The sequence below is a fragment of the Petrotoga mobilis SJ95 genome (genome assembly GCF_000018605.1).
In the GTDB taxonomy this organism is placed as follows: Bacteria; Thermotogota; Thermotogae; order Petrotogales; family Petrotogaceae; genus Petrotoga; species Petrotoga mobilis.
Genome location: NC_010003.1, coordinates 1,804,375 through 1,830,419 on the forward strand (window position 1 = coordinate 1,804,375; position 26,045 = coordinate 1,830,419).

A 26,045-nucleotide genomic window follows, 5' to 3' on the forward strand; every position below is an offset into this window, starting at 1 on the left:
CTAGAGTCAAATAACAAATACACATTTAGAAATAAAAAAGTTTTAGTGAGGGGGTATTTTCATGAGTACAAAAGAATATGTTGTAGGTATAGACTTAGGTACCACTTATTCAGCTATCGCTTGGGTAAAACCCGATGGTAACCCTGAAGTAATACCCAATGCGGAAGGTAAAAGGACCACACCTTCTATTGTTTCTTTTACTAAAGATGGTCAGATATTAGTAGGTGAACCAGCTAAAAGGCAAGTTATTTTAAATTCCGATAGAACTGTTCGCTCCATAAAAAGGTACATGGGAAGTGACTACACAGTAAGAATCGATGATAAGGTGTATACACCTCAACAGATTAGTGCGTTCATACTTAAAAAGCTGGTTAAAGATGCAGAAGAATATTTAGGAGGAAAGATCAAAAAGGCCGTTATTACTGTTCCTGCTTATTTCAACGATGCTCAAAGGCAAGCTACCAAAGAAGCAGGGGAAATTGCAGGATTAGAGGTTCTAAGAATAATAAACGAACCAACAGCGGCTTCAATAGCTTTTGGTCTCGATCGATCAAAAGAAGAGAGAAAAATAGTTGTATATGATCTTGGTGGTGGAACATTTGATGTTTCCATTTTAGATATAGGAGAAGATATCATAGAGGTTATCGCTACTTCGGGGAACAATCATCTAGGTGGAGACGATTTTGATCAAAGAATAATCGACTGGTTAGCTGATGAATTTATGAAAGAGTATAAGGTTGATTTAAGAAAAGATAAGCAAGCACTTCAAAGATTGAAAGAAGCAGCTGAATCTGCTAAGATAGAATTATCAAGTAAATTGGAAACGGATATAAATTTACCTTTCATTACGGTTGTGGATGGTCAACCTGTTCACTTAGAAAAGAAACTAACACGAACTAAATTAGAAGAACTCATTGGAGACTTAATAGAATCAACAAGAGTGCCCATTGAGAACGCAATGCGGGATGCTAAACTTTCCCCACAAGACATAAGCGACGTTTTACTTGTAGGTGGTTCAACGAGGATACCAGCAGTTCAAAAATTGGTTAAAGATTATTTTGGAAAAGATCCTTCTAAGAATGTTAACCCAGACGAAGCAGTAGCAGTTGGAGCAAGTGTTCAAGCTTCTATAATGGTAGGAGAAACAGAAAGAGATTTAGTTTTAGTAGATGTTACTCCTTTATCCTTAGGTGTTGAAGTTAAAGGAGGTTTAATGGAAGTTATTATACCAAGAAACAACAAAATCCCTGTGAAAAAATCTAAAGTTTTTACGACCTCTGTTGATGGACAAACGGAAGTTGAAGTAAGAGTTTACCAGGGAGAAAGACCTTTGGCACGAGATAATTTTTTCTTAGGGAGTTTTACATTAACAGGTATTCCCCCTGCACCAAGAGGAGTTCCTCAAATAGAAGTTACTTTTGACATTGATTCTAATGGAATAGTAAGTGTATCCGCAAAGGATCTAGGAACTCAAAGGCAGCAATCTATGGTTGTAACTGGAAGACACAAGCTCGACAAAGACCAAATAGATAGGATGATGAAAGAAGCAAGAGAGTATGAGGAACAAGACAAAAAGGTAAAAGAAAAGGTTGAGTTGAGAAACCAAGCAGATGATTTAATCTATCAAACAGAAAAATTATTACGTGAAAATGGAGATAAAATACCCGATAATTTAAAAATCAACATTGAAGAAAAAACAAAAGAATTAAAGCAAGCTTTAGAGGAAGATAACGTCGGTAAAATTAAGATAGTTAAAGACGAATTACAACAAGAGATTATGAAGGTAGGTCAATATATTTATCAAAATCAAAACCCAGGAGCAACTGCAGGAGCAACAACTCCAGTAGACGATCCAGAAAATTAAAAATTCAGGAGGCTTTTAAGCCTCCTGAATTTTTTTGAACTTACCTTTGGATAACCCCACATCTATTAGTCGTATAAAGTAAAGTCCTATTCATCCACATTTTGTATATAAGCTTAACTGTGGTATAATGTATTTTGGAGGTGGATACAAAATGCAAAAGACTTTTAATTTCGATTCATTCAACTTATCATTGAAAGAACTGGACTCAAAGGAAGATCTATTAGATGACGATTTTGAGTTCACCAAATTAGAAATAGCAGAGTTCTTAAAAGAGAATTTGGGAAGGTATGGTGATCCTCTAGAAGATATTATTAATTCCATCGATTACGCCTTTTCTAAAGATAAAGGAAAAGGTGGGTTTGTTTTGGTACTCTATAATGCCGAGCGCATCACGGGTTCTGTTGTTGTTAACGACACGGGTATGGAAGGATATATCCCTGAGCATGTCCTTGTCTACATAGCTGTTGATAAAGATTGTAGAGGTAAGGGGATTGGTAGTAACCTTTTAAAAGAAACAATTAGTCGATGTAACGGGGATATATCTTTGCATGTGGAGTACGATAACCCGGCAAGAAAATTGTACGAAAAGCTTGGTTTCAAATCAAAATATGCAGAGATGAGATATAAGTCATAATCTCCAGTACCAAACAAAAAAAGGCAACCAAAACGGCTGCCTTTTCAATATATGTAACATGCTACTAAAAAAATATTATGGTGGGCAGGGGCAGAATCGAACTGCCGACACACGGATTTTCAGTCCGTTGCTCTACCGACTGAGCTACCTGCCCATCCATAAACATGGTGGGCGCTGCAGGATTTGAACCTGCGACCTTCTGCTTGTAAGGCAGACGCTCTCCCGCTGAGCTAAACACCCTTCTTAATATGATGGCGCCCCCAACCAGATTCGAACTGGTGCCTTTGGCGTGAAAGGCCAATGTCCTGGGCCGCTAGACGATGGGGGCATTATCTCAAACCTGAAATATATTATCATAAAAATTATGAGATGTCAAGGTTTTTTTTGTTTTTTGATAATTTTTTTGCTATGTCAGTTATGTCTCCTGCACCAACAAAGAGTAATACAGCATTTTTTTCTTGTAAAAGATCTGATATGATTTCGTCTTCCGAATTATAATATTTGGAAAAAGTAGCTTGTGAATTAAGAGCTTCTACAACCTTTTTTTCATCTACACCATTTATGGGTTCTTCAAAGGCCGAATAAATTCTGTAAACTAATACCTCATCCGAATATTTTAGGACATCAATAAAGTCGTTTATGTGGAAGTAAAGGCGGGTGTACCTGTGCGGTTGAAATATGGTTATTATTTTTCTTTTTGGGAAATACTCTTTTGTTGCTTTTATAGTTTCTAAGATTTCGTCAGGTGTATGGGCATAATCGTCTATTATTGATAGATTATCTTTATCGTAAAGTATATTGAATCTTCGTCCAACCGAATTATATCTATGAAAGGTTTCTTTTATTGTGCTAAACTCAATCCCTAATTCTAAAGAAAGTGCGGTTGAAGCCAGTGCATCATAAGCGTAGTGTAATCCTGGAAGATTTAAAGTGATATCTCCGATGTATGTGTTTTTGTGATAGATCTCAAACACTTGATATCCGTTATATTGATGTCTGTTTTTTATAATATAATCAGCCTTTTCAGATTGCCCAAAGTATAATACTTTCTTTTCGTTCAAATGCCATTTGTTGAGATGAACGTCATCTCCATTTAATATAACCAGCTCTTTCGTGTTTTTTGCAAATTTATATAAAGAACTTTCCAACTTTTCAAATTCGTTGTTGTAGTGCTCAAGATGATCTGGTCTCAAATTATTTATGATAGAAAAATTAGTTTCTGTTTTTTCGATAAAACCATCACTTTCGTCGACTTCTGCTATTACTATTCCATTTCCAAATCTAAAGTTGCCATCTTCTAGTGAATCATGTATTCCACCTAAAAAAACTGTCGGATCTTTACCAGCGTTTTTGAATATTTGAGAGACCATAGCGGTAGTGGTGGTTTTTCCATCTGTTCCTGTTATACCTATTGAGGTATGCTCTTGTAATATTGAATTCAGTAGTTGCATTCTACTAATAATAGCTATCTTTCTATTTTTTGCTTCTATCAGCTCTGGATTGGTATCTTTTATTGCGGTTGTTTTTATTAAAAAATCGATATCAGGAAGATTTGAGTCCTGATTTAATTTAACTTTTATTCCTTTTTTTATTAAGTATTCCACTCTTTCGTTCATTTCGTTGTTTGATCCAAGCACACTCGTTATACCATGTTTATAAGCAAGGTACAAGGCTAAGGAACTCATGCCTATTCCACCAATTCCTGAAAAGTAGTACTTCATAGATACCTCCTTACGAAAATACAAAGATTTCAGATCTCTGCACATTATAAAATCTCATCGATATTATTAATTATATTTTCTGTTGCTTTATTTATCTTAGGTGTGTATATAAATTCTGTATTTTTTGGTTGAATATGATTTAAAAAGTTGATAAATTCATCAGTTTCCACTTTTTCTTCATCGATAACAGCAATTTTTCCCTCCTTCTTAAGAGAAAGAGCATTTTTTAATTGATGATTTTCTGCTGAACCTTTCCATGGGATCAAGATACCAGAAAGATCATAAAACTGAATTTCGGCGAGTGTTGTTGCTCCAGCCCTTGATACTACCCCATCTGATACAGCCATCAATTCATATAAATTTTCTATATATTCAAAAGTAAAAACGTTGGGAAATTGTTTGAACTTTTCTTGATTTTTCGTTATATGTATGTAATTGTTAATTTTTTCTTTTTCGTATACTTTGTACATTAATTCATCTATTTCGTTTGAACCCAGGCTTCCGCCAAAGACTAATATACATCTTTTGTTTAGATCCTTTATCCCAAAATTACGTAAGTAAGTTCTGGGGATTTCTTTTTCAGGCGTTCTTACAGGATTGCCTGTAAAAATAAATTTATCATTCAATTTGGTTTCTTCGTAACTTACAAAAACCTTTTTTGCCCATCTAGATAGTACTTTATTGGATATTCCAAGTGTTGAATTTTGTTCATGTAGATAAAATGGAATATTTTGTTTTTTTAAAGCTAAACCGACGGGAACAGTTACGTATCCACCAGTGAGAAATCCAAAAACAGGTTTGAATTCTTTTATTATTTTTTCAACTTTACGCGTATCACTTAAAACTTCAAAGGCTCTGTTTATATTTTTAACGTTGTATAATGGCCTTTCTAGACCTTTGGTATTTAGAGAAATTAACTTTGCTTTTGGAAAGTCGGTAGGCAACTTTTTTTCTTCAATTCTTCCTTTTGTAGTAAAATATATTACCTCTAACTTATTATAATATTTATTTAAATATTTTAAAACAGAGAGAGCAGGGTAGTAATGCCCTCCTGTACCACCACCGGAAAAAACAACTTTTAACTCTTTATTATTCTTCATCTGAACTTGCCAACTCCGAATTATGATATATCAATCCTAGTCCCCACCCTATAGATGTTAATGTAACTATCATAGAAGAATTTCCATAACTTACCATTGGAAGCGTTACCCCTGTAACTGGCATCCATGGTACTCCCAATCCGACCAAGGTGTTTATGACAACTTGAATGAAGATCCAAGAAGCTGTAGCTCCACAGAATATAAAAGTACCGTGATCTTTAGTAAGATAAGCTAAATACACAAGCTCATGAGACAGAAAAAAGAAAAGAGTTAGAACCATTACTATCCCTAATTTTCCCCATTCTTCTCCTATAACGGATATGATAAAATCACTGTAAGATTCAGGTACATAGTATTTAAATTCACCGGCAAAAGGTCCTGTACCAATCAACCCACCATTTGTAATGGCATCTCTCGAACGTTGACTCTGAAAATCGTCGGAACTTGTCAATCTTGAAATTTGATAGGTCTGGAGAAAATTATCCTTAAAGATAAAAAGAACAGAGATGATAATCAAGGTAAAAATAAAGAAGAACAACATAACCTTTTTATCTCTTATTCCTAAAAAAATCGTTATTAAGGTTAACATTGTAATTATAAGGGAAGAGCTGAGATCTGGTTCCAAAAAGATTAAGAATATGCTAAATCCACATACTAAAATGGGGAAAATTACATTTATTAGTAGATTCTTTTTATTTTGTATTTGGGTGTAATAAAAAGCTAAGAAAGCAGGAATAATGAGTTTTGCAAGCTCTGATGGTTGAAATTGGAAAGGACCAATATTCAGCCACCTTTTCACACCTGCGATAGGTTGAGTGAATAAAACTATAATTAAAATGAGATTTAAAAATACAAAAAGAGCTATCATGATATGCTTGTTTTTTGTAAAAGTATCACTGAACATAAAAGCAATTACGGCACCTAAAAAGCCGAGAATTAAGGCGATTATATATGTTTGAAATTTTTGATCGGGGTTTATCTCTTTGATGTCACTGATTGCAAAGAGAGAACTGTAGATGAATAGAACACCTACGAATAGAGTGATACCTAATATTATTAAGTAAAAGATGAAATTGTGTTTTATCACCATACGTTGGGGGAGCACCCCCAAACCCCCCTTTCAAATTCTAATTTCGAGATTTTGTCTTTCACATGCTTTCAGGAGCATTTACACCCAAAATAGACAAACCTCTTGCTATGACTATTTTTGTTGCGTGACAAAGATTTAACCTACCTTGAATAAGCTCATAATTTTCTGCATTGAGAACAGATAAGTTATTGTAAAAATGATGGAATCTTGATGCTACTCTTTCCAAATATTGGGTGAGTAAGTTAGGTTTGTTTTGAATTACAGCTTTGGTTAATACATTTGTAAATAAGGATAACTCTCTCATCAATAATTTTTCTTCGTCTTCTTTTAGATTTTCTAAACCTAAAAATAATTCGTAATTTATCCCTCTTTTTTGAGCTTCTTTAAATATGCTGCATATTCTTGCATGAGCATATTGAACGTAGTAAACGGGATTTTCATTGGATTTTTTTATAGCCAGATCGATATCAAAGTTCAATGTTGTATCAGGATCAACCATAGCAAAGAAGTACCTAACAGCATCTTTTCCAACATTTTGTATAAGATCGTCAAGAGTGAAGAATTCCCCACTTCTTGTTGACATCTTTATAATTTCTTCGCCTTTTTTTACATTTACAAATTGGTGCAAAATTATTTTTAAAAAATTTTCTGGTAATCCTAAAGCTTTTGCTGAAGCCATCATTCTAGGTATGTGACCATGATGGTCAGAACCCATTATATCAATCACAGTGTCGAAACCCCTTAGGTACTTGTAATAATGGTAAGCAATGTCATCACAAAAGTATGTTGGCATCGAATCTTTAGATCTTATCAATACCTTGTCGTTTTCATCTATCAAATCAGATACTTTAAACCATAACGCATCATCTTTTTCATACACGTAGCCTTTAGATTTTAAATCGTTCAAGGTTTTTTCTACCATTTTATTTTTAAATAATAATTGTTCACTGAAGATTACATCGAAGTTTACGTTTATTTTTTCAAGCGTTTCCAACATGTTTTTTAGCATATCTTCAAGAACTTCTTTTCTGAATATATCCTCGGTTTCTTCATCCCATTTGTCTTTAAACTTTTCTCCATATTTGTTCAATACTTTTTTTGCAGTATCTACTAGATACTCTCCTCTGTAACCATCTTCGGGTATTTCATATTTTGAACCAAGAATTTCGTTGTATCTTACCCATAGGGAGTAGGAGAGAAGTTTTATTTGTCTACCTGCATCGTTTAGATACATCTCTCTTTGAACTACGTATCCAGCTTGTTCATAGATATTTGCCAAAACATCTCCCATAACAGCTTGTCGACCGTGAGCAACAGTGATGGGACCGGTGGGATTAATGCTTGCAAATTCAAACTGTATATTCGCACCTTTCCCTATGTCAAATTTCCCGTAGGTTTTTGGATTGCTCAAAATTTTAGAACATATCCTTTGATATATTTGGGGAGAAACAAAAAAATTTAAAAAACCATTTGCATTATCAACTTTTTCGAAAAAAGAAGATTTAACTAGTTCTTCTTTTAAAATTTGAGCAATTTCTTGAGGTGATTTTCTTAACCTTTTTGTTAATAAGAATGCTACGTTGGAAGAAAAATCTCCCATATCGTCTTTAGGAGGTGTTTCGATGGTAAAATTGAGTTCCATCTCAGAAACACCTATATCTGACAAGGCTATATTGATCTGGTTTTTTATAAGATCTATTATTTCCATTTATTTGTTTCCTCCTGTCTTTTCGTTTATTACCGGCTTTAATAACTCTAAAAAGGCTTTAACGGCCATTCACTTTACAATCACTCAGCTTTTATTACATTTCTAAATTCGATTCCTAGCATAAGTGAGGGTTCCAGGAATCTTGATTTTCTTTTCAATAAATCTGAATATTTCTCCAAAAATTGTGACCAACACAAAATATATGATAGCAGCAAATAGGTAAACTTGAAAGAATTCAAAGTTACGACTCGCTACAAACTTAGCTTGAGCCATTATTTCTGGCGCTCCAACGATATAAGAGAGAGAGGAATACTTCAATAGGTATATAAATTCATTTGTCCAAGAAGGGATAAACCTTCTTAACGCTTGGGGTAATATGATCAATCTGATAGCTTGCCATTTTTTCATTCCTATTGATAAAGCTGCTTGCATTTGACCCGAACTTATCGATTGAATGGCACCTCTTAGATATTCGGCCTGATAAGCGGCAGAATTTAAAGAAAAAGCCATTATTGAGGCTAATATTGGAGAAAGCCTAATTCCAATAACAGGTAAACTATAATATAGAATGAAAAGTTGAACAAGTAATGGTGTCCCCCTTATTATCTCGATAAAAACATAGCTTATATAATAGAATAATTTATTTCCATACGTTTTAGAAACTGCAAGTAAAACGCCCAAAAAGAATCCTATGACTATAGAAATTAAAGTTAAAAAAAGTGTAACCCATATACCTTCCACCATATAAACCCAGGAACTTCCAACGATTTCAAAAAAGCTCATGTATTTTCATCCTTTCCGTACAACTGCGATAATTTATTCAAAAACTCCTTAGTTCTATCTTTTTGAGGATTTTTGAACATCAATTCTGGGGGACCTTTTTCAACAATCACGCCTTTTTCCATAAATATGATCTCATCTGCAACAGCCCTTGCAAATCCCATTTCATGTGTAACACACACCATAGTCATGCCACTTTTTGCAAGATCAATCATGACGTTCAGAACCTCTCCTATTAGCTCTGGATCCAAAGCAGAAGTTGGCTCATCAAACAGAATTAATTTGGGATTCATAGCTAGAGATCTAGCGATAGCGACTCTTTGCTTTTGCCCACCGGAAAGCTGAGCAGGATAAAGGTCTGATTTATCCTTCAATCCAACTCGTTCTAATTCTTTTAATGCAATTTCCGTTGCTTGAGATTTTTCAATCTTTTTCACTTTAGTCAAACCAATTCTAACGTTTTCAAGCACAGTTAAGTGATCAAATAAGTTAAAGTGCTGAAATACAAAACCTATTTCCTGCCTAATTTTGTGAATATTCTTTGAAGATAATACTTCATCTCCTTCGAGATATATTCTTCCTGAATCAGGTTCTACCAGTCTATTTATACACATTAAAAGGGTACTCTTTCCTGTTCCACTCGGACCTATTATTACCTTTGTTTCTCCTCTTTTAACTTCAAATGTTATTCCTTTGAGTATTTCTGCTCCATTATAACTCTTATGAAGATCTTCCACTTTTAATATTATATCTTTCTCTTCTTTCATTTATTAAACGCTCCTTGTTTCGTATCCTGGGATAGTAAGCTTTTTTTCGATCATGCCAAATCCCCTACTTAAACTAAAAGTTAGGACAAAGTAGATAGCTCCACAAATTAGATAAACTATCAAAGGTCTATTAGTTACAGATATAATATAAGTGCCTTGCCTAAGTAATTCAACCACACCTAAGGCATAAGCAACTGATGTATCTTTTAGGACTACTGATGCCTCATTGATCCAACCTGATAAGGCGATTCTTATTGCCTGGGGGAAGATAATGTAGATGAAAGTCTGGATTTTGTTCATTCCAATTGAATAAGCAGCATCTAGTTGCCCCTTTGATATGGATGAAATTGCACCTCTAAAAATTTGTGATTGATAAGCTGAGCTTATCAAACCTAATCCAATTATTGATGCAATCAAGGGATCTAATCTTATTCCGATGGCTGGTAAACCGTAAAAAATTAAAAAAAGAACAACTATCAAAGGGATACTTCTAAAAACTCGTTCGTAGATTAAAAAAATTAACTGTAAGAATTTGTTACCATACAATTGACCAAAAGAAATTATAACTCCAACAACAAATCCTAAGATCAAACTAAAAAAGGTTAATTCAAGTGTCACAAGTGTTCCTTTTAATAAATAGGGTAATGAATTTATAATCACTTGAATGTCTTCCAAGTATCATCCTTCCTTTTTAATTTAAATATAAAAGGGGGTGAAGCCCCCTTATGTTTTTCTTTTAGAAAATTAGAACATCACTTAAAATACTTTTCTATTAGATCATCCATTTTTCCAGACTCTTGTAACTTTGTTATACCTTCGTTCAACATATTCAATAAATCCTCATTGCCTGGTGCAACAGCCATACCATAATTTTCGTTAGTCTTAATGATTCCTACAATCTCCACGGGATCTGTCTTTGTGAATCTTTCAGCCACAGGATTATCGAGCACTATCACATCGATATTTTTGTTAACTAAGTCACGAACAGCAAAGTTGAATGTGTCGTACCTGATTAGATTAGTTTTTGGCAAGAAACCAGCGTCTATTAAATTTTCTGTTACCCAAAGATCGCCCGTAGTACCCGTTTGAACTCCGATTTTTGGCTTCCTAAGAAGAATGGTTAGATTGGTATCTTCACCTTTTCTTACCATAATACTTTGATCAGCACTATAATATGGGATTGTAAAATCGACTACTTTCTCTCTTTCTTCAGTTATAGTCATTCCAGCGACAATAATATCTATATTTCCGGTCATTAAAGAAGGTATGAGAGAGTCAAAGCTAATATCTCTTATTTCAACGTCAAATCCATACATTTTTCCGATTTCCCTTATTAAATCCATATCAAATCCGACAAACTCTCCACCTTCAACGTACTCAAAAGGTGGGAAAGATGCTTCTGTACCGACAACATAAGTAACTGAGAAAGCTGAAAACACAAAAGAAATCAAGATCGCAGAAACTAAAAAGGCTTTTTTCAACATGTTCATACACCTCCTATCGGATTATCTACTTTTTTACTTACTTACAAAACATTAAAACCTTTGATTCCACGTTTTAACTGTTAAACAGATTTTCTCAATATCAATCTATTTAAAGAATGATTGTTTGAACATATTATAACATAATATATGTTTGAATGAAAGAGGTCATTTTTAATTTGACAAATATTTTTTTTTATAGTATAATTAACTAAATTTGAAAATCTATTAAGATATTAATTAAATTTGTTTAGGAGAAAATGGCTATGAAAATATTAAAATTATTATCAAGTTCTAATAAAGTAAATAATAATAATAACAATATACAGCGTCGGTGATTACGCTGGACATTGTTATTTTGAAAATTACCGACGCAGAAAAAATAGCGTCGGTTTTTTTATTTGTATTTTAAAAGACGATATACCGTCTTTAAAAAACACTACAGGAGGGAAAATTATGGCAGAAGTAGAGAAGCAGGATAGAAGAGTGGATTCTGTGGAGCTAGTAAAAACTTATTTGGAGGACGAGACTTACAGTGACGCGCTTTTAGTTCAATCAGAGATACTGAGATTATCGAGGGAATTTCTTGCAGAGAAGGGTTTTGTTGAAATTCTACCAGTGATTGTCTCTACGATCACCGATCCTTTAAATCACGACGTTTTTGAAGCACAAATTGATTATTACGGTAACAAATATTACGTTACTAAATCTATGATTCTGCAAAAACAAGTTAGTGTTTTGATTCATGATAAGATATTTTCCTTTTCGCCAAATTTAAGGTTGGAAACAGCAGAAAAATATTCTTCTGGTAGACACTTGATTGATTTTGTTCAACTAGATATAGAAGCTAAAGAAACTAAAAGAGAAGAGATTATGGATTTGATGGAAGATTTAATAATTTATGTACTAAAAGGTATCTTGACGAAATATTCTGGTATAATAGAAAAGTATCACCCAAATTTGACTGTTCCTAAAAAGCCTTTTCAAAAGATAAGCGTAAAAAAGGCAAAAGAGCTTTACGGTGATGATTATGAAAAGATTTTATCTGAACGAGCTGAAGGGCCTGTGTGGTTAATTGATATTCCGCTCTTGAACAGGGAGTTTTATGATAAACAAGATATGGATAATCCTGATGTATTGTTGGATTTTGACCTGATATATCCTGAGGGTCATGGGGAAGGCATATCTGGTGGCGAAAGAGAACACGAGTATGAGCAAATAGTGAAAAGAATCAAATTGAAAGGTAACGGGCTGGAAAGCTATGAAGATTATTTAAAATTGGCAAAAGAAGGGTTATTAAAACACTCAGCAGGATGTGGTATAGGTATAGAAAGATTCACTAAATACATATTAGATTTGGATCATGTTGAAAAAAGTAGATTGTTTGCTAAAGCACCTGGAAAGTATACCATTTAGTTGTGTTGATTAAAAAACCTAGAAAATGTAACTCAAAGCAAGAGACGTAAATGTTGAACGTCTCTGCTTTTCCTTTCATAAAAATTAACTTATTTTTCACTGGAGGTATCTCATGAATATTAAAAGGGCAATTATTTCAGTTTATGACAAAACTAATTTAGAGGATTTAGCTAGTTTCTTATATCGCAATGGTGTCGAAATTATATGTACAGAAGGAACAAATAAATATTTACAAGAAAAGGGAATCCCTACTGTAAAAATGGCTGATTATATTGGATTTCCTGAAATTTTAGGAGGTCGTGTTAAAAGCATAGATCCAAAATTAGCCGGTGGCATTTTAGCCAAGTCTAACGATAAAAAGCATGAAGAAGATATGATTAATTACAATATAAAAAGGATAGATATGGTTGTGGGTAATTTTCCTACTTTTGAGGAAATTGCCAAAAAAACAAAGAATGAGGAAACACTTTTAGAAAATATCGATATTGGAGGCTATTCTCTTCTTAGAGCAGCAGCAAAAAACTATAAGGATGTTGTAGCATTGGCAGATCCAAAAGATTATCAAACAGTTATTGATAATTTAGAGGATTGTGGCGATGTCCCCTTACAGTTAAGAAGAAAGTTGGCATTGAAAGTTTTCTTTTCTACTTCTAAGTACGATGCAAGTATTCATAAAATTTTTTCAGAACTATTTGCAGCTGAAAAGTTTGACCATGAATTTTTTGAAATATTGGGGAACTTAAGATATGGTTCTAATCCAATGCAAGAAGCGATTCTAATGAAATTTTTAGAAAAAGATACTTTTATCAACTATTTAGAAAATTTGACCTTTCACAAAAAACCTACTTTAAGGATGTTAAAAGACATAAAATTACTTTTTCATTTGGCGAGTTTGACAAACAATGAATTTTTGGGTTTTGCGAAAAAAGGAATTTTCGTATTTGGTTATTGTGCTCCTACTCAAGAAGAGAAAAAACAATTCATTAGAATTATTAAAGAACTTAAAGGTGGGATAGTTTATAGTGACGATCCAAATATAATTTTTGAACTGAAAGATTCAAAACATGACGGAATGATGACTTCTTATAATCTTGAACAAAAAGAAGAGATAATTTCTTTTAAACCCATGGTTTTTAAGGTTAATAAGAAAGTTCTGAAACAAGAAGAAGAATATATTGTGGATAGTGATCTGGTCGTAAAGCAAAATTTCCAAGAGATTTCCTTGGATTTGTCTCCTTCAGAACAATTAGGATTTGAGGTCGCTAAAATTCATAAATCTGATACCGCTGTGTATGTTAAAAATAATCTCATTTGTTCTGGTAATCAATCTTGTTTGAACAGAGAAATCGCACTAAATGCACTCGAAAACACTTTGGAAAAGTTTGAAGTTCTTCCGAAGGAAGGGACAATTATATTTGATTCTCCTATAAATTCAGAGAAGATAACCGATATAATATTAAATTGGCAGGTTGAAAAGGTAATTGTTCCTCCAACCTTACCGGGATACGAAAAATATTTAAACGATTTAGAAGAAAAAGGAGTTACTTTGTTGGTAACACAGGGAAGGTATCATAGATATTAATGTTCATTAAGGGGCAAGCCCCTTAAGAACCCCAAAATCGCGTAACATCATTTGCAAAGCAAATGAGATTAGGAAAGTTATTCAAAAACATTACAAAAGAGACCATTTTGCACAGTTCAGCAAAAGGGGAGTGATAATAAATTTCTTTACCTTTAGTCTCGGTAATATTAGTTTGCAGAAATGAAGAAAAAACGATCAAAAAAGTGTTAAATTCTTTAAGCAATCAGACAAGAAAGCCGGATGAAATAATTGTCGTTGATGGTCAGTCGACAGATAACACCGTTAGTATAATAGAGAAACTCGCTGAAAAAAGTAATAATATAAAAATCATTACGAATGAAAAAAAATTTACCCCCCACGGTTTAAATTTAGGGATCAAAAATAGTAAGGGGGATTTTGTTTTTATAGCTGGTTCTCATACAGAATTTGATGAAAAATATGTGGAATATAGTGTTGAATTTTTGATGAAACACCCAGAAGCGAGTGCTGTAGGAGGAGTGTCTTTGGCCACCCCTGCTAACGATAAAAGTTGTTTACAAAAATCGATGGCTTTTTCGTATTCTTCCCCCTTCGGTACTGCATCCCGCCATAGACATCAAGTGAAAGAACCACAAGAAGTTGATACCGTAGCATATGCATGTTATAGAAGAGAAGTTTTTGATAAAGTAGGGTATTTTAATGAAAAACTTTTAAGGAATCAAGATATCGAGTTTAATTATAGGATGAGAAAAAAGGGTTTAAAAATCTTTTTATTACCAATTACAAATAATTATTATGTTCCAAATGGGTTGTGGGATTTTATGAAAAAGAATTTTTCAAATGGTTTTTGGAATTATATAACTCTAAAAATATCTCCTTATGGTATTTCCCTTAGACATTTCATTCCTTTTATTTTTATAATGTATCTTCTTCTCTTATTCATATTTTTAGTCCTCTCAAAAAATGCCGTTTTTAATATTATTTTAGCTATTCCGTTTTTCATATATTTGTTTATAGACACATTATTTTCATTAAAGTATGCTATAAAAGAGAAAAATATTTTATTGTTTTTTTGTAGTTTTTTTGTGTTTTTACTTTTGCATATTTCATATGGTTCAGGAACATTTTGGAGTATACTTAAATCAATCCTTTTTACTAGGAGAAAGAAATCCTAAATTTTTTAAAAATGCGGGTGAATATAATTTGTTAGCTATAAAATTAATAAGTTCTTTTGTTTTATCTGTTATTCTAGTTCCCATTATGATAAGAATCGCAAACAAATATAATATCGTTGATAAACCCGACAATAAGTTGAAAGTTCATAAGTCTCCCATTCCTTATTTGGGTGGTGTAGCTGTTTTTCTTTCAATATTACCTTTTTATTACAATGACATAGGTTTTATAATTCCTGCTAGTATATTGACTTTTATTGGTCTTTACGATGATATTAAGAGTGTTTCTCCTTATATTAGATTATTTGCAGAGTTTATTGTCGTCTCAATGGCAATATATTTTGTAGGAGGAATTATTGAACCTTTTCAGTTTTTTATTTTGGTATTAACCGGTATAGCTTTAGTTAACGGAGTAAATATGGTTGATGGGATGGATGGAGTCTGCGCTGGAACGGCAATAGTGAGTTTGTTATTTTTTTCCTTGATATCCAAAAATTATGAACTTTTGATCTTTGCCTTCGCAATTTTGGGGTTTCTATTATACAATTTGCCACCAGCGAAAATATTTCTTGGTGATGCGGGTTCTTATCTTTTAGGTTTTACTTTATTTTATTCCTTTTCTTTCCTATCTGGAAGATCTGGTAGAGGAGGTTATTTCATCTCACTAATTATCACAGGGTTTTATTTTACTGATCTGGTTTATGCTGTGATAAGACGTTTACTCAGCAAAAGATCTCCTTTTTTAGGGGATAAAGAGCATATATATGATAAAATTAGAAAAAAATATAAAATAAAACCATTGTTTGTTGCATTAGTTACATATAGTATTTCTGTTTTTTTTGGGTTGATAGGATTAATTACTTGGGATTTTCAAATAATTGGTGTTATAATTGTATTGATGTTATTTATTTTTCTAGGTTATCATTTTAAATTGTACAAATATGAGTAATTGAAGGATTAATTTTATTAAAAAATTTTTAAAGTTTTACGTAAAAGAGGTGCTGTGATGATAATTTTAAAAGGTAATTATGGTGATTATATGAAACTTCGGCCTGTATCAGTTAAAAAAATTTTCTTAGACGAGTCAATGTTGAAAAACAACAAAGATCCTGATATTTACGAGAAGTATATCTATGAAGTAGAAGGAAGGTTTGGAAATTACAAATGGTTTAATAACGAATTTAATTTGGATGAAAAAGGGAATGGTAAATTGGAAAAACTTACCTTTGATATAGAATATATCCCTTTGATATTGACGATCTTAAGAATTAATGCTTTTTTTAAGTCAAAAAAGAAAAATATGATCTCTGTGCTTGCTTCTGATCATGAAAACCAAACTTCAGAGATAATTGCAGAAGAATCATTTATTTATTCTTTGAATGAAAGTAGTAGTTTGTATTTTTTGTTTTTAAGAAAAATAGGTAAAGGTTTAGTCGAGCATCACCTAATTTTTACTAACAACTATGGAGATCATTACGATATGTATATTGAAAGTGATCGCAAGAGCATAGAAAGTTTTTATAGAAATCTGCTGAACGAAACAAATAATTTTCGAGTTGCGATACTTCCAAATATTGCTCAGAAAATCTCTCCATTTTACGAAAAAATAATCGAGAAAATATCGATTGTTAATTACGAAAATATTTACAATACCACCGATGACTTTTTTACAATGTATAATCTAAATCCAAAAGAATTTCTGAAAAATTCTGAACCACGCCTTGAATTAGAGAGGTATACCAATTATTTGTTTAATACGAAAAATGGGGAAGAAGAGGATTATTCTTTCGATGACGATATAGACGACGTCGATATTGATTTTACCATAAAGAATATGGAAGATATAGAAGACGAGCTAAAAGATATGGCAGATTTGCATCACAATGATCAATTTTTAGGAAACTCTTATTACTATAATGAATCGTATGATTTGTTCATTGAAATGGAAGAAGAGTTTATGGATTTTATGGATCATATAATTTTTGATGAAAATTTAAAAAAGCAAGATAAAGAATACTATTTAGAAAAAATAAAAAAAATGATCAACGAAGTTTCCTTAATATTCCAAGATTTAAAAGAAAAGAAAGAGTTTGAAAGAGAGCTTTTATTAGATATGGTAAACGCTTATGGAATTGAAAATATAACCAATAAGAAAGATCTAATTTCAGAAATTTTTGAAGAAATAGATATGACTACCGATCTGAATGAAATATATGAAATCTCAGAAGATAAGATTCTGAACGATTATAAAAATTGGTATAAAGATCTAATATTTAAGAAAGGTAAAAGCATGAAAGAAGTCACTAACTAATATCTAAAGCAAGTATAATTCCCCTTTGGAGAGTCACCAAAGGGGAATTATACTAAAGCTTCGAAATCCCAAAGAAAGTTGAATTATCGATCTCTGGAAAGATAGTTTTAGTATATTTCTCCCTTTCCAAGCTTGTAGTCTACCAATTTCAATTTTCTTATTATGGGTATATCGTAAGGACATCTTTCTTCACATATCCCGCATTCTGTACAATCTTTGAAGGTCTTATTGAGTTTGGAATAAGCCATTTTAGCTTCGTTTTGGTTTCCAAACCAGAATGCCAATCTTTCTCTCAGTGCATAATCTGGAGCCTCGTGGGGTTGATAATCCCTTATTTGTCTATCGTACCATCCCTCGTATTCAAACACTTTCATGATTTCTATATCTTCTGGACAAGGTAAACATTTTCCACATTGTCTACAGACATAATTTCCAAGTTCTGGGGCACGATAATATAAGTTTTCTACAGATTTTTTAGGTAATGGTTTAAAGTTTTCGGCTATCTGAATATCTCTTCTTAGCATGTCTTCGGAGTTCGCTCCTACAACCATTACATCTAAATCTTGAGTCAAAGCATAGTTTAATGCATCGTAAGTAGACCTGTAGAGATAACCATCTGCAAAAGCTTTCATTCCGACAATTCCCATGTTTTTAGACCTTGCAAAAGGAATGACTTCTTGATAAGTGCTCGGGAAATTAAATATATCCAAGTAGTTAAAACCTGTCATCACAACATCCAAGTCTATTGTTTTTATAAGTTTAAGCGCATAGTCCCCCAAACCATGGAAAGATACCCCTAACGCTCTTATAATCCCATCTTTTTTAGCTTGAAATAGATAATCTAAGGCCGACTCTTTTTTCAATAAAGCATCAACATCATCCTGAGTGGTAACATGGTGAAGAAACAAAATATCTAAATAATCTGTATTCAAGTTCTTTAAGGTTCTTTCTACAAAATGTTGAGCAGTTCTCTTATCTCGAGCGTGGCATTTGCTAGCAAGAATTATTTGATCCCTTCTATCTTTCAAAGCGTATGAAATTTTCTTTTCCGATTCACCATCTCCGTATTCGGCAGCGGTCTCAATGTAATTACCACCTGAAATTAGGTAAATATCCATTAGCTTTGAAACATCATCCTTTGAAATTTCTAACATATGAAACCCACCTAATCCTAAAAGTGAAACCTCAAACCCAGTTTTACCAAGGATTTTTTTATCCATAAAGATCACCTCTATAATTTTGGATCATGCTAATTCATTTTTGACTTGTTTTAACAACGATCTTATAGGTAAATGTTGTGGACATTCTGCTTCACAATCCCCGCATTCCTCACAAATAGAGGCATCTATGCCTTGTTTGATCAAAGTTTGATATCTTTCTTTTGCCTCTATTAAGTTATCAAAAATGTAGCCTTCATTATAAATACTAAAAATTGTAGGAATAGGTATACCGTTTTTACAAGGTACACAATAATTACATCCCGTACAATCTATCTTAGATTTACTCTTGTAAATATTTCTGACTTGTTCAATTGCTTTTAATTCTTTTTCACTTAAGGAATTTTGATCTGAGTCATCTGCTGTTTTAATATTTTCTATCACCTGTTCCATTGTGGACATTCCGCTCAGAACGGTAGTTACCTCAGGATGGTTCCATACCCATCTTAACGCCCAATAAGCTGGTGACTTGGTATTATCTAAATTACTAAAGATATCGAGAGCTTCTTTAGGTAATTTGTTAGCCAATTTACCCCCTCTAATTGGCTCCATAATAATCACCGCTAGACCTTTTCTGTTTGCATACTTTAATCCTGCGATTCCTGCTTGAAAATGTGTATCAAGATAATTGTATTGAATTTGACAAAAATCCCAGTTGTAAGAATCAACGATCGTTTTAAAGGTTTTGAAGTCATCGTGAAAAGAAAATCCGGCAAACTTTATCTTGCCTTTACTTTTTGCTTCATCCAGAAAATTCAAAACTTCTAGATTATAAATTTTATTCCATCTTTCTTTATCCAAAGAGTGTAACAGATACATATCTATATATTCTGTATCAAGTTTTTTTAGTTGTTCATCTAAATATTTTTCAAAATCTTGGTATTTATTTGCCAACCAAACAGGATTTTTGGTGGCTAAGTAGACTTTTTCCCTGTAACCATTTTTTAAGGCCCTACCTACAAATAATTCACTATTTCCTTGGTGGTAAGGATACGCTGTATCAACATAATTCACTCCGTTATCAATAGCGTATCTCAGCATATTCGTTGCCTTTTCTTCATCAATTTTAGAAGGATCTTTATTCAAAACAGGCAATCTCATACACCCAAAACCCAAGGCCGAAAGTTCTACATCGTACTTACCAAATTTTCTATATTTCAAAAGAGCACCCCCAGTATATTATTATGATAAGTTGACTTTTAGATTAGTTCGATAAATAAACTTATTCTACTTTTATTATACCAAAAAAATAATAAAAACTCTTTTTATATAAAGTAGAAACAGTAAATTTTTTTATGTTATAATAAAATACTGTAGAAGTGATTGAAAAAAATTTCACACTTATCTCCTAGGAGGTTTTTAAATGCTAGCGGAAGGCATACTCGACTTTTTTTCAAGTACTGGATTTATCAATCTTTCTTGGCCTCAAGTTTTCATGATACTTCTTGGATTGATTATTATCTATTTTGCTATATCAAAACACGCAGAACCGCTTCTTTTAATTCCATTGGGCTTTGGTATGGTTATAGCTAACATTCCCCCAGAATTAACAGGTATTCTCATGCCTCCTCAGAATGGCCAACCAGGCGGATTGTTGTGGTATATAAAATTGGGATTAGATACTGGAATCTATCCACCATTGATTTTTTTGGGTATTGGAGCATTAACTGATTTTTCTTACTTGATTGCTAATCCAAAATTGATACTCCTGGGGGGAGCTGCTCAGGTAGGCATTTTTATTAGTTTTATATTGGCGAGTTTTTTAGGGTTTGACCTTCATCCTGCAGCCGCGATAGGTCTTATTGGAGGTGCTGATGGTCCAACTTCTATCTACATAGCTTCTAAATTTTCTCCGGATTTATTACCTGTTATAGCAGTTGCAGCCTATTCTTATATTTCACTTATTCCTGTGCTTCAACCTTTTGTTTCAAAGTTACTTACCTCCAAAAGAGAAAGAAAAATACGTATGAGAAGGTTAAGGGAAGTTTCTAAAAAAGAAAGAATTATTTTTCCTATAATAACAACTGTTGTAGTTTCTTTAATGGTTCCCCAGGCTCTACCTTTAGTAGGAATGCTTATGTTGGGAAACTTGTTAAAAGAATCTGGAGTAACTGGTAGATTAGCTGAAGCGGCCTCACGTTATGTTTTGGATACAGTGACAATACTTTTAATGCTATCGGTAGGAGTTTCTGCCACGGCTGATATATTTTTATCTTGGATAGCCTTAAAAATTATATTGTTAGGGGCAGTTGCATTTATAATTGCATTGGCAAGTGGAATAGGATTTGCAAAATTGATGAATTTGTTTGCAAAAGAAAAAATTAATCCATTGATTGGTGCAGCAGGTGTTTCGGCGGTACCTGATTCAGCTCGTGTAGCCCAACATATTGCTCAAGAGACTGATCCAGGTAATTTTATTTTAATGCATGCAATGGGGCCAAATGTTGCCGGAGTAATAGGTTCGGCAATAGCTGCTGGTCTATTTTTAAGTATACTATAATATAGACATTTTGATAAAAAAAGGGTTATCAAACAAATGGGAGGAATAATCAAATGCAAACTACTAAAAAACATTTTAAAGTGATAATTAATTACAATTATTGTAAAAAATGTGGTATCTGTTCTTGGATTTGTCCCGTAAATGCTATAATAGAAGAAGAATTTGGTAAACCTGTTGTTCCAGATCCAGAAAAATGTACTGGATGTTTGCAATGTGAACGAATGTGTCCAGATTTTGCGATAAGTATAAAACAAATAGAGCAATAAAATAAAAAGGACGCGCTTCTTAAAAGAGGTGAACTTGATGGGGAAAATGCTTTTTTTACAAGGTAACGAAGCTGTTGGAATGGCTGCTATAAAGGCTGGATGTCGGTTTTTTGCGGGTTATCCGATTACACCATCAACTGAAATCGCCGAATATCTGTCTAGAGAATTGCCAAAGGTTGGAGGTACTTTTATACAGATGGAGGACGAGCTTGGAAGTGCGGCTGCCATAATAGGCGCCTCTCTTGCAGGTGTAAAATCAATGACGGCAACTAGTGGTCCCGGTTTTTCCCTTATGCAAGAGGCTTTAGGATACGCCATTATGACAGAGGTACCTTGTGTGTTTGTTGATGTTATGAGAGGTGGTCCAAGCACAGGACTTCCTACCAAACCTTCACAGGGAGATATAATGCAGATAAGGTGGGGAACTCATGGAGATCACCAAATTATTGCAATATATCCTTCTACAGTGGAAGAAGTTTACACATATACTGTCACAGCTTTCAATTATGCAGAAAAATATAGAACACCGGTTATTTTGGTCTTGGATGAGACTTTGGCTCACATGAGAGAAAACGTGTATTTTGATTACGAGAAAGAGAATCCTCAAATTGTTGAAAGATTAAAGGAAGTAGATTTAGGTGAGGAAGAATTGTTTTTACCTTTTGATATAGATGAGCAATTTGCAGTAAATCCGCTAGTTGAAATGGGGAAGTCAAGATTTCATGTTTCTGGCCTTGTTCATGATGAAAGTGGTTTTCCGATAAGGGATCCAAGCACAATATCAAAAGTTATTGAACATTTAGACTCAAAAATTAGATTATCAGCAGAGGAGATTTCTATCTATAGTGAGTACATGCTTCAAGATGCCGATATAGTAGTAGTTGCATATGGTAGTGTAGCCCGAAGTGCTTTGAAGGCAGTTAAACAAGCGAGATCAGACAAAATTCCTGTAGGCTTTTTTAAGCCTATCACTGTTTGGCCCATGCCAACCTCACGACTTAAACTAATATTTAAAAATGCTCAAAGTATAATCGTTCCAGAGATGAATACAGGGCAGTATGCTAAAGAGATGTCTCGGTTGAATAAATTGAACAGACATGTAGAATCTTTAACAAAAACTAATGGTGAGTTGATTACACCAGATGAAATATTAGACGTAATTATGAAAATGTGGGTGCAGATTACGGAGATGTGAATAGAATGAATATAAAATTGCTTGAAAAGTATCAATCAAAAATTAATTCAGCTTATGTAAACCCAGGTATTACACTTTTACTTGAAAACTTCACAAAAGAAGTTCTTTTTGATTTTGAAGTTACAGTTAAAATTCATTCAGATCCACTTCAAGTACCTGATAATCTGTATAAATTAATAAAGATATTTAATTCATTCTCTATTTTCACGATAAAAAATATAGAAGAGACTAATTTACTAGAAGAACAAAAAGTTGAATTGAAAAGTTTTCAAATGGAGAATATCATTGAAATTAATTACGAAACACTCAAAAAAGAGGAAAGTATGGCTTTGTATGAGACAATTAAAAATGCCTCTTCGTTAGTAGGATCAATGCTTACCGATATTCTACTCAACTCTTCAAAAATAGCCAATGTATTCAGGGCTTCAAGAATTATATTAGAAAAAGGGTATAAACCTGGAACTTCTATCGATGAAATGATATATATAACTATGACAGCGATAACAGGTGGCTTTGCAGGAGGATTTAACAGGGCTATCTTATTTGTTGAAGACAGTGGTGATTTCAAGGTTCATAGAGTTATAGGACCTGAAAATGAAATGGAAGCCCACAAAACTTATGAAAAGTTTGAAACACTTGAAACAAACATTGATTCATATTTGTCTCAATATGAGTTTGGAATGAGTTATTTTTCAAATTTAGAAAAAAGGATAAAAGGTATTATTATTAAAAAAGAATTGTTAATAGATAATGATCTTTTTAAATACGCAGTTGAATCGCATAGCACTATTAAATTACCTGTAAGTCGATTGGAGGAAAAGATAGTAAATTTACTTGATTTAAGAGGAGAAATAGCTATTTCACCAATAGAAATAGAGGATGAAAAACTTGCGTTTTATCTTTGCGATAATAGATACAACGGAAAACCAATTACAGATGATCAAATCGAGATTCTAGATTATTATGCCAAAGAAAGTGGTGTGATGTGGCAAAACAAAATTTATCAGAGTTTATTAAAAAAAGATGCTCAGATAGATTCTCTTACAGAGATTGGAAACAGAAGAAGTTACGAAAATTATATTTCTTCTATAAAATATCTAAAAAATCAGAAAATAGCCTTAGTTGTTCTTGATTTAGACAACTTCAAAAAGGTAAACGATACATATGGCCACGAAGAAGGAGACTCACTCTTAAAAAAATTTGCGCAACTATGTGTCGATAATTTGAGAAAAAAAGATAATATATTCAGATATGGAGGCGATGAATTCGTAATAATTTTAGGAGGAGTTAAAAAAGAAGAGGTTTATTCTATTTTGGAAAGAATAAACAGCAAGCTAAAACAAGAAACAAACGTTACTTTTTCAGCTGGAGTCGCCTACGGTGAAAGCCATGAAATAGATTCACTTTTCAATATAGCAGATGAAAATTTATACATTGCAAAAGGGCAAGGGAAAAATAATATTATCATCACTTGAAATTTTATGCTGTTGCCACGTATTTTAAAATGAAAATCTTATTTTTAAAAAACTTTTTTAACCTAAGGCTACATCGAGAACCAACATAAGCAAAAATCCAAAGATCAGTGAAAAAGTAGCGGTTCTTTCATACCCGTGAGAGTGGGTTTCTGGGATTATTTCGTCGCTAATAACATATAACATAGCCCCTCCCGCAAATGAAAGGAAAAATGGCAGAGCCGGAGCCATTAATACCACTAGAGATGCCCCGAGTAGGCCTCCTATAGGCTCAACTAATCCCGTCAAAAAACTCCAAAAGAAACTTTGTTTTCTTGAATAATTAGCTTTAATAAAGGAGAAAGCTGTTGCTGCACCTTCTGGAATATTTTGCAATCCTATAGCTACTGCTACAGTGATACCATTAGCGATCATGCCACCACCGAAACTCACTCCTACAGCCATCCCTTCTGGAAAGTTATGGAGGGCTATTGCGATAACAAATAGCCATATCTTCTTTAAACGTGCTAGCTCAGGTCCTTCATGTCCTTTTAAGAAATGTTCGTGGGGGGAAAAAGTATCCATTAATTCAATAGCAAGTGCGCCGAGAAAAATCCCTAAAATAGTTATTAAAATTCCACCTGTGTCTAAAGATGGAATTATAAGTGAAAAAACAGTTGCTGCAAGCATAACACCAGCAGCAAATCCTAAAAACATATCTAAATTTTTTTCGGTTAACTCTTTTTTGAGAAACAATACTGGGATTGCGCCTAATGTAGTTGCCAAACCTGCAATTAGGCTGGCGAATGTTCCGAATGCCCATATTTGAGTGGCAGTTAATCCGTCCATCTAAGTCCTCCTCGTGAGTATTATTTTTTAAATTGGAGCAAAACAGAACTTCATAAATTTTTTAATACTTTCAAATATACTCTTTTCATACAACTACTGAGAATAATTATAATATCTCTGCTTTGTGTAAATATTACAATCAATATAACTTTAAGTTAGAATTACGATTAGAACTTTTTTGTTTAATCTGATCTAATTTAATGATCTTTCGAGGTGAGTTGATTGGCGAATTGGGCCGATCTGTAAGAGATATTGACTAAATTATTAAATCTTTAAAAAGCACTTGATTTATGTTATAATAAAAAGAGTAATCGGCATATTAAAGAACATTTATTAGGAGGAATTACATGGCTAACGATCAAAAACAAAAAAGGGGTAATAGCTTTAATTTCATAATCATAACATTAATTTTCTTCGCTGGGTTAGCTATCTTTCAATTTTTTATGTACAGAAATTTACAGCCTCAGTTTCAAGTAATAACAAGAGATATTACCTTCACCATATACGACGATTTGTCGGTGGATTTCGCAACCAAAGTGGAAATTCTAACAGAAAACGAGAGAGATTACAACACCTTGGTAGAAGGTTTTAACACTCCAGATGAAGAAAAACTTTCTCTTTTTCAACAATCTTTGGATAATTTAAAAGAACAAATTCCAAGAGATTTTGTGGTTTTATCTTATGAGTCAACTGTAAATTCTAATTCTCCTTTGATCTATGTAGATGAAACTGTAAAATTGGAAGGGTTGGTATACAGAAATAATAAAGGAAATATTGAATTTTCTCTTCCTGGGCAATTTTTAAGTGACCAAAATGAGCAAGTAACAGTGAATATTCATTATCCTTATGGGTGGGAAGTCTTAAGTGTAAATCCTACTCCCACTTATATAGAGCAGAACGTAATAGGCTACTCATATACTGGAGCATTTGGTTATCCTACGATAGAATTCAAATCTGAATAA

Annotated in this window: 23 protein-coding genes and 3 tRNA genes; 12 read left to right on the forward strand and 14 right to left on the reverse strand. The window is 33.0% G+C overall.

Annotated features, from left to right (window positions below; translation table 11 throughout):
• Positions 1–61: 61 nt before the first annotated feature.
• The gene (gene dnaK, locus PMOB_RS08465; RefSeq protein WP_012209440.1) at positions 62–1,864 is read left to right on the forward strand and encodes a molecular chaperone DnaK; all 1,803 of its coding nucleotides are present in this window, start codon (positions 62–64) and stop codon (positions 1,862–1,864) included.
• A gap of 151 nt (positions 1,865–2,015) precedes the next feature.
• Positions 2,016–2,498 carry a GNAT family N-acetyltransferase gene (locus PMOB_RS08470; protein ID WP_012209441.1) on the forward strand — a complete coding sequence of 161 codons (483 nt, stop codon included), beginning with the start codon at positions 2,016–2,018 and terminating at the stop codon, positions 2,496–2,498.
• Positions 2,499–2,576: 78 nt separating this feature from the next.
• On the opposite strand, the gene PMOB_RS08475 is transcribed toward PMOB_RS08470, so the two are convergent.
• From PMOB_RS08475 to PMOB_RS08525, 11 genes are all read right to left on the reverse strand, one after another.
• Positions 2,577–2,652: transfer RNA gene (locus PMOB_RS08475), tRNA-Phe, on the reverse strand.
• Positions 2,653–2,663: 11 nt separating this feature from the next.
• A tRNA-Val gene (locus PMOB_RS08480) sits at positions 2,664–2,738 on the reverse strand.
• Positions 2,739–2,750: 12 nt separating this feature from the next.
• Positions 2,751–2,826: transfer RNA gene (locus PMOB_RS08485), tRNA-Glu, on the reverse strand.
• Between the two features lie 34 nt (positions 2,827–2,860).
• A complete protein-coding gene (gene murC / locus PMOB_RS08490) occupies positions 2,861–4,219 on the reverse strand; it encodes a UDP-N-acetylmuramate--L-alanine ligase (protein WP_012209442.1) in 1,359 nt (452 codons plus the stop codon).
• Between the two features lie 44 nt (positions 4,220–4,263).
• The gene (locus tag PMOB_RS08495; protein ID WP_012209443.1) at positions 4,264–5,319 is read right to left on the reverse strand and encodes a UDP-N-acetylglucosamine--N-acetylmuramyl-(pentapeptide) pyrophosphoryl-undecaprenol N-acetylglucosamine transferase; all 1,056 of its coding nucleotides are present in this window, start codon (positions 5,317–5,319) and stop codon (positions 4,264–4,266) included.
• Positions 5,309–6,409: an FtsW/RodA/SpoVE family cell cycle protein gene (locus tag PMOB_RS08500; RefSeq protein ID WP_012209444.1), complete on the reverse strand. Its 1,101-nt coding sequence runs from the start codon at positions 6,407–6,409 to the stop codon at positions 5,309–5,311. The genes PMOB_RS08495 and PMOB_RS08500 overlap by 11 nt, the downstream gene beginning before the upstream one ends.
• A gap of 58 nt (positions 6,410–6,467) precedes the next feature.
• A complete protein-coding gene (argS, locus tag PMOB_RS08505; RefSeq protein ID WP_012209445.1) occupies positions 6,468–8,117 on the reverse strand; it encodes an arginine--tRNA ligase in 1,650 nt (549 codons plus the stop codon).
• 102 nt (positions 8,118–8,219) lie between these two features.
• Positions 8,220–8,900, reverse strand: a complete 681-nt coding sequence (locus PMOB_RS08510; RefSeq protein WP_103065445.1) for an amino acid ABC transporter permease — start codon at positions 8,898–8,900, stop codon at positions 8,220–8,222.
• Positions 8,897–9,664 carry an amino acid ABC transporter ATP-binding protein gene (locus PMOB_RS08515; protein WP_012209447.1) on the reverse strand — a complete coding sequence of 256 codons (768 nt, stop codon included), beginning with the start codon at positions 9,662–9,664 and terminating at the stop codon, positions 8,897–8,899. The genes PMOB_RS08510 and PMOB_RS08515 overlap by 4 nt, the downstream gene beginning before the upstream one ends.
• A 3-nt stretch (positions 9,665–9,667) precedes the next feature.
• On the reverse strand, positions 9,668–10,339 hold the full coding sequence (locus tag PMOB_RS08520) for an amino acid ABC transporter permease (RefSeq protein ID WP_012209448.1): 672 nt from the start codon (positions 10,337–10,339) through the stop codon (positions 9,668–9,670).
• Positions 10,340–10,416: 77 nt separating this feature from the next.
• A complete protein-coding gene (locus PMOB_RS08525) occupies positions 10,417–11,148 on the reverse strand; it encodes a basic amino acid ABC transporter substrate-binding protein (protein ID WP_012209449.1) in 732 nt (243 codons plus the stop codon).
• A 453-nt stretch (positions 11,149–11,601) separates the two neighbouring features.
• Between PMOB_RS08525 and PMOB_RS08530 the strand changes: the two genes are divergently transcribed.
• The 5 genes from PMOB_RS08530 (at position 11,602) to PMOB_RS08550 (ending at position 17,605) form a co-directional block, all read left to right on the forward strand.
• Complete coding sequence (locus tag PMOB_RS08530) at positions 11,602–12,561, forward strand: asparagine synthetase A (RefSeq protein ID WP_012209450.1); 960 nt, start codon at positions 11,602–11,604, stop codon at positions 12,559–12,561.
• A gap of 112 nt (positions 12,562–12,673) precedes the next feature.
• Positions 12,674–14,143 carry a phosphoribosylaminoimidazolecarboxamide formyltransferase gene (locus PMOB_RS10470; RefSeq protein ID WP_012209451.1) on the forward strand — a complete coding sequence of 490 codons (1,470 nt, stop codon included), beginning with the start codon at positions 12,674–12,676 and terminating at the stop codon, positions 14,141–14,143.
• Between the two features lie 164 nt (positions 14,144–14,307).
• Positions 14,308–15,297: a glycosyltransferase family 2 protein gene (locus PMOB_RS08540; protein WP_255408272.1), complete on the forward strand. Its 990-nt coding sequence runs from the start codon at positions 14,308–14,310 to the stop codon at positions 15,295–15,297.
• Between the two features lie 28 nt (positions 15,298–15,325).
• The gene (locus PMOB_RS08545; protein ID WP_012209453.1) at positions 15,326–16,243 is read left to right on the forward strand and encodes a glycosyltransferase family 4 protein; all 918 of its coding nucleotides are present in this window, start codon (positions 15,326–15,328) and stop codon (positions 16,241–16,243) included.
• 57 nt (positions 16,244–16,300) lie between these two features.
• Positions 16,301–17,605: a hypothetical protein gene (locus PMOB_RS08550; protein WP_012209454.1), complete on the forward strand. Its 1,305-nt coding sequence runs from the start codon at positions 16,301–16,303 to the stop codon at positions 17,603–17,605.
• A gap of 107 nt (positions 17,606–17,712) precedes the next feature.
• Here the strand turns inward: PMOB_RS08550 and PMOB_RS08555 are convergent, their stop codons facing one another.
• Together PMOB_RS08555 and PMOB_RS08560 are read right to left on the reverse strand one after the other, a co-directional pair.
• On the reverse strand, positions 17,713–18,825 hold the full coding sequence (locus PMOB_RS08555) for an aldo/keto reductase (RefSeq protein WP_012209455.1): 1,113 nt from the start codon (positions 18,823–18,825) through the stop codon (positions 17,713–17,715).
• 24 nt (positions 18,826–18,849) lie between these two features.
• Positions 18,850–19,983: an aldo/keto reductase gene (locus PMOB_RS08560; protein WP_012209456.1), complete on the reverse strand. Its 1,134-nt coding sequence runs from the start codon at positions 19,981–19,983 to the stop codon at positions 18,850–18,852.
• Between the two features lie 202 nt (positions 19,984–20,185).
• Here PMOB_RS08560 and PMOB_RS08565 point away from each other — a divergent pair, with 202 nt between their 5' ends.
• The 4 genes from PMOB_RS08565 to PMOB_RS10325 are packed head-to-tail and all read left to right on the forward strand — an operon-like array spanning position 20,186 to position 24,258.
• Positions 20,186–21,322: a sodium ion-translocating decarboxylase subunit beta gene (locus tag PMOB_RS08565; protein WP_012209457.1), complete on the forward strand. Its 1,137-nt coding sequence runs from the start codon at positions 20,186–20,188 to the stop codon at positions 21,320–21,322.
• Positions 21,323–21,375: 53 nt separating this feature from the next.
• The gene (locus PMOB_RS08570) at positions 21,376–21,588 is read left to right on the forward strand and encodes a 4Fe-4S dicluster domain-containing protein (protein WP_012209458.1); all 213 of its coding nucleotides are present in this window, start codon (positions 21,376–21,378) and stop codon (positions 21,586–21,588) included.
• Between the two features lie 37 nt (positions 21,589–21,625).
• The gene (locus PMOB_RS08575; protein ID WP_012209459.1) at positions 21,626–22,783 is read left to right on the forward strand and encodes a 2-oxoacid:acceptor oxidoreductase subunit alpha; all 1,158 of its coding nucleotides are present in this window, start codon (positions 21,626–21,628) and stop codon (positions 22,781–22,783) included.
• Positions 22,784–22,788: 5 nt separating this feature from the next.
• Entirely contained in the window at positions 22,789–24,258 is a 1,470-nt protein-coding gene (locus PMOB_RS10325) for a GGDEF domain-containing protein (RefSeq protein WP_049755310.1), read from the forward strand.
• Between the two features lie 57 nt (positions 24,259–24,315).
• Here PMOB_RS10325 and PMOB_RS08585 read toward each other — a convergent pair whose 3' ends face one another.
• Positions 24,316–25,083, reverse strand: a complete 768-nt coding sequence (locus PMOB_RS08585; protein ID WP_012209461.1) for a ZIP family metal transporter — start codon at positions 25,081–25,083, stop codon at positions 24,316–24,318.
• A gap of 347 nt (positions 25,084–25,430) precedes the next feature.
• On the opposite strand from PMOB_RS08585, the gene PMOB_RS08590 reads away from it, so the two are divergent.
• On the forward strand, positions 25,431–26,045 hold the full coding sequence (locus tag PMOB_RS08590) for a DUF4897 domain-containing protein (protein WP_012209462.1): 615 nt from the start codon (positions 25,431–25,433) through the stop codon (positions 26,043–26,045).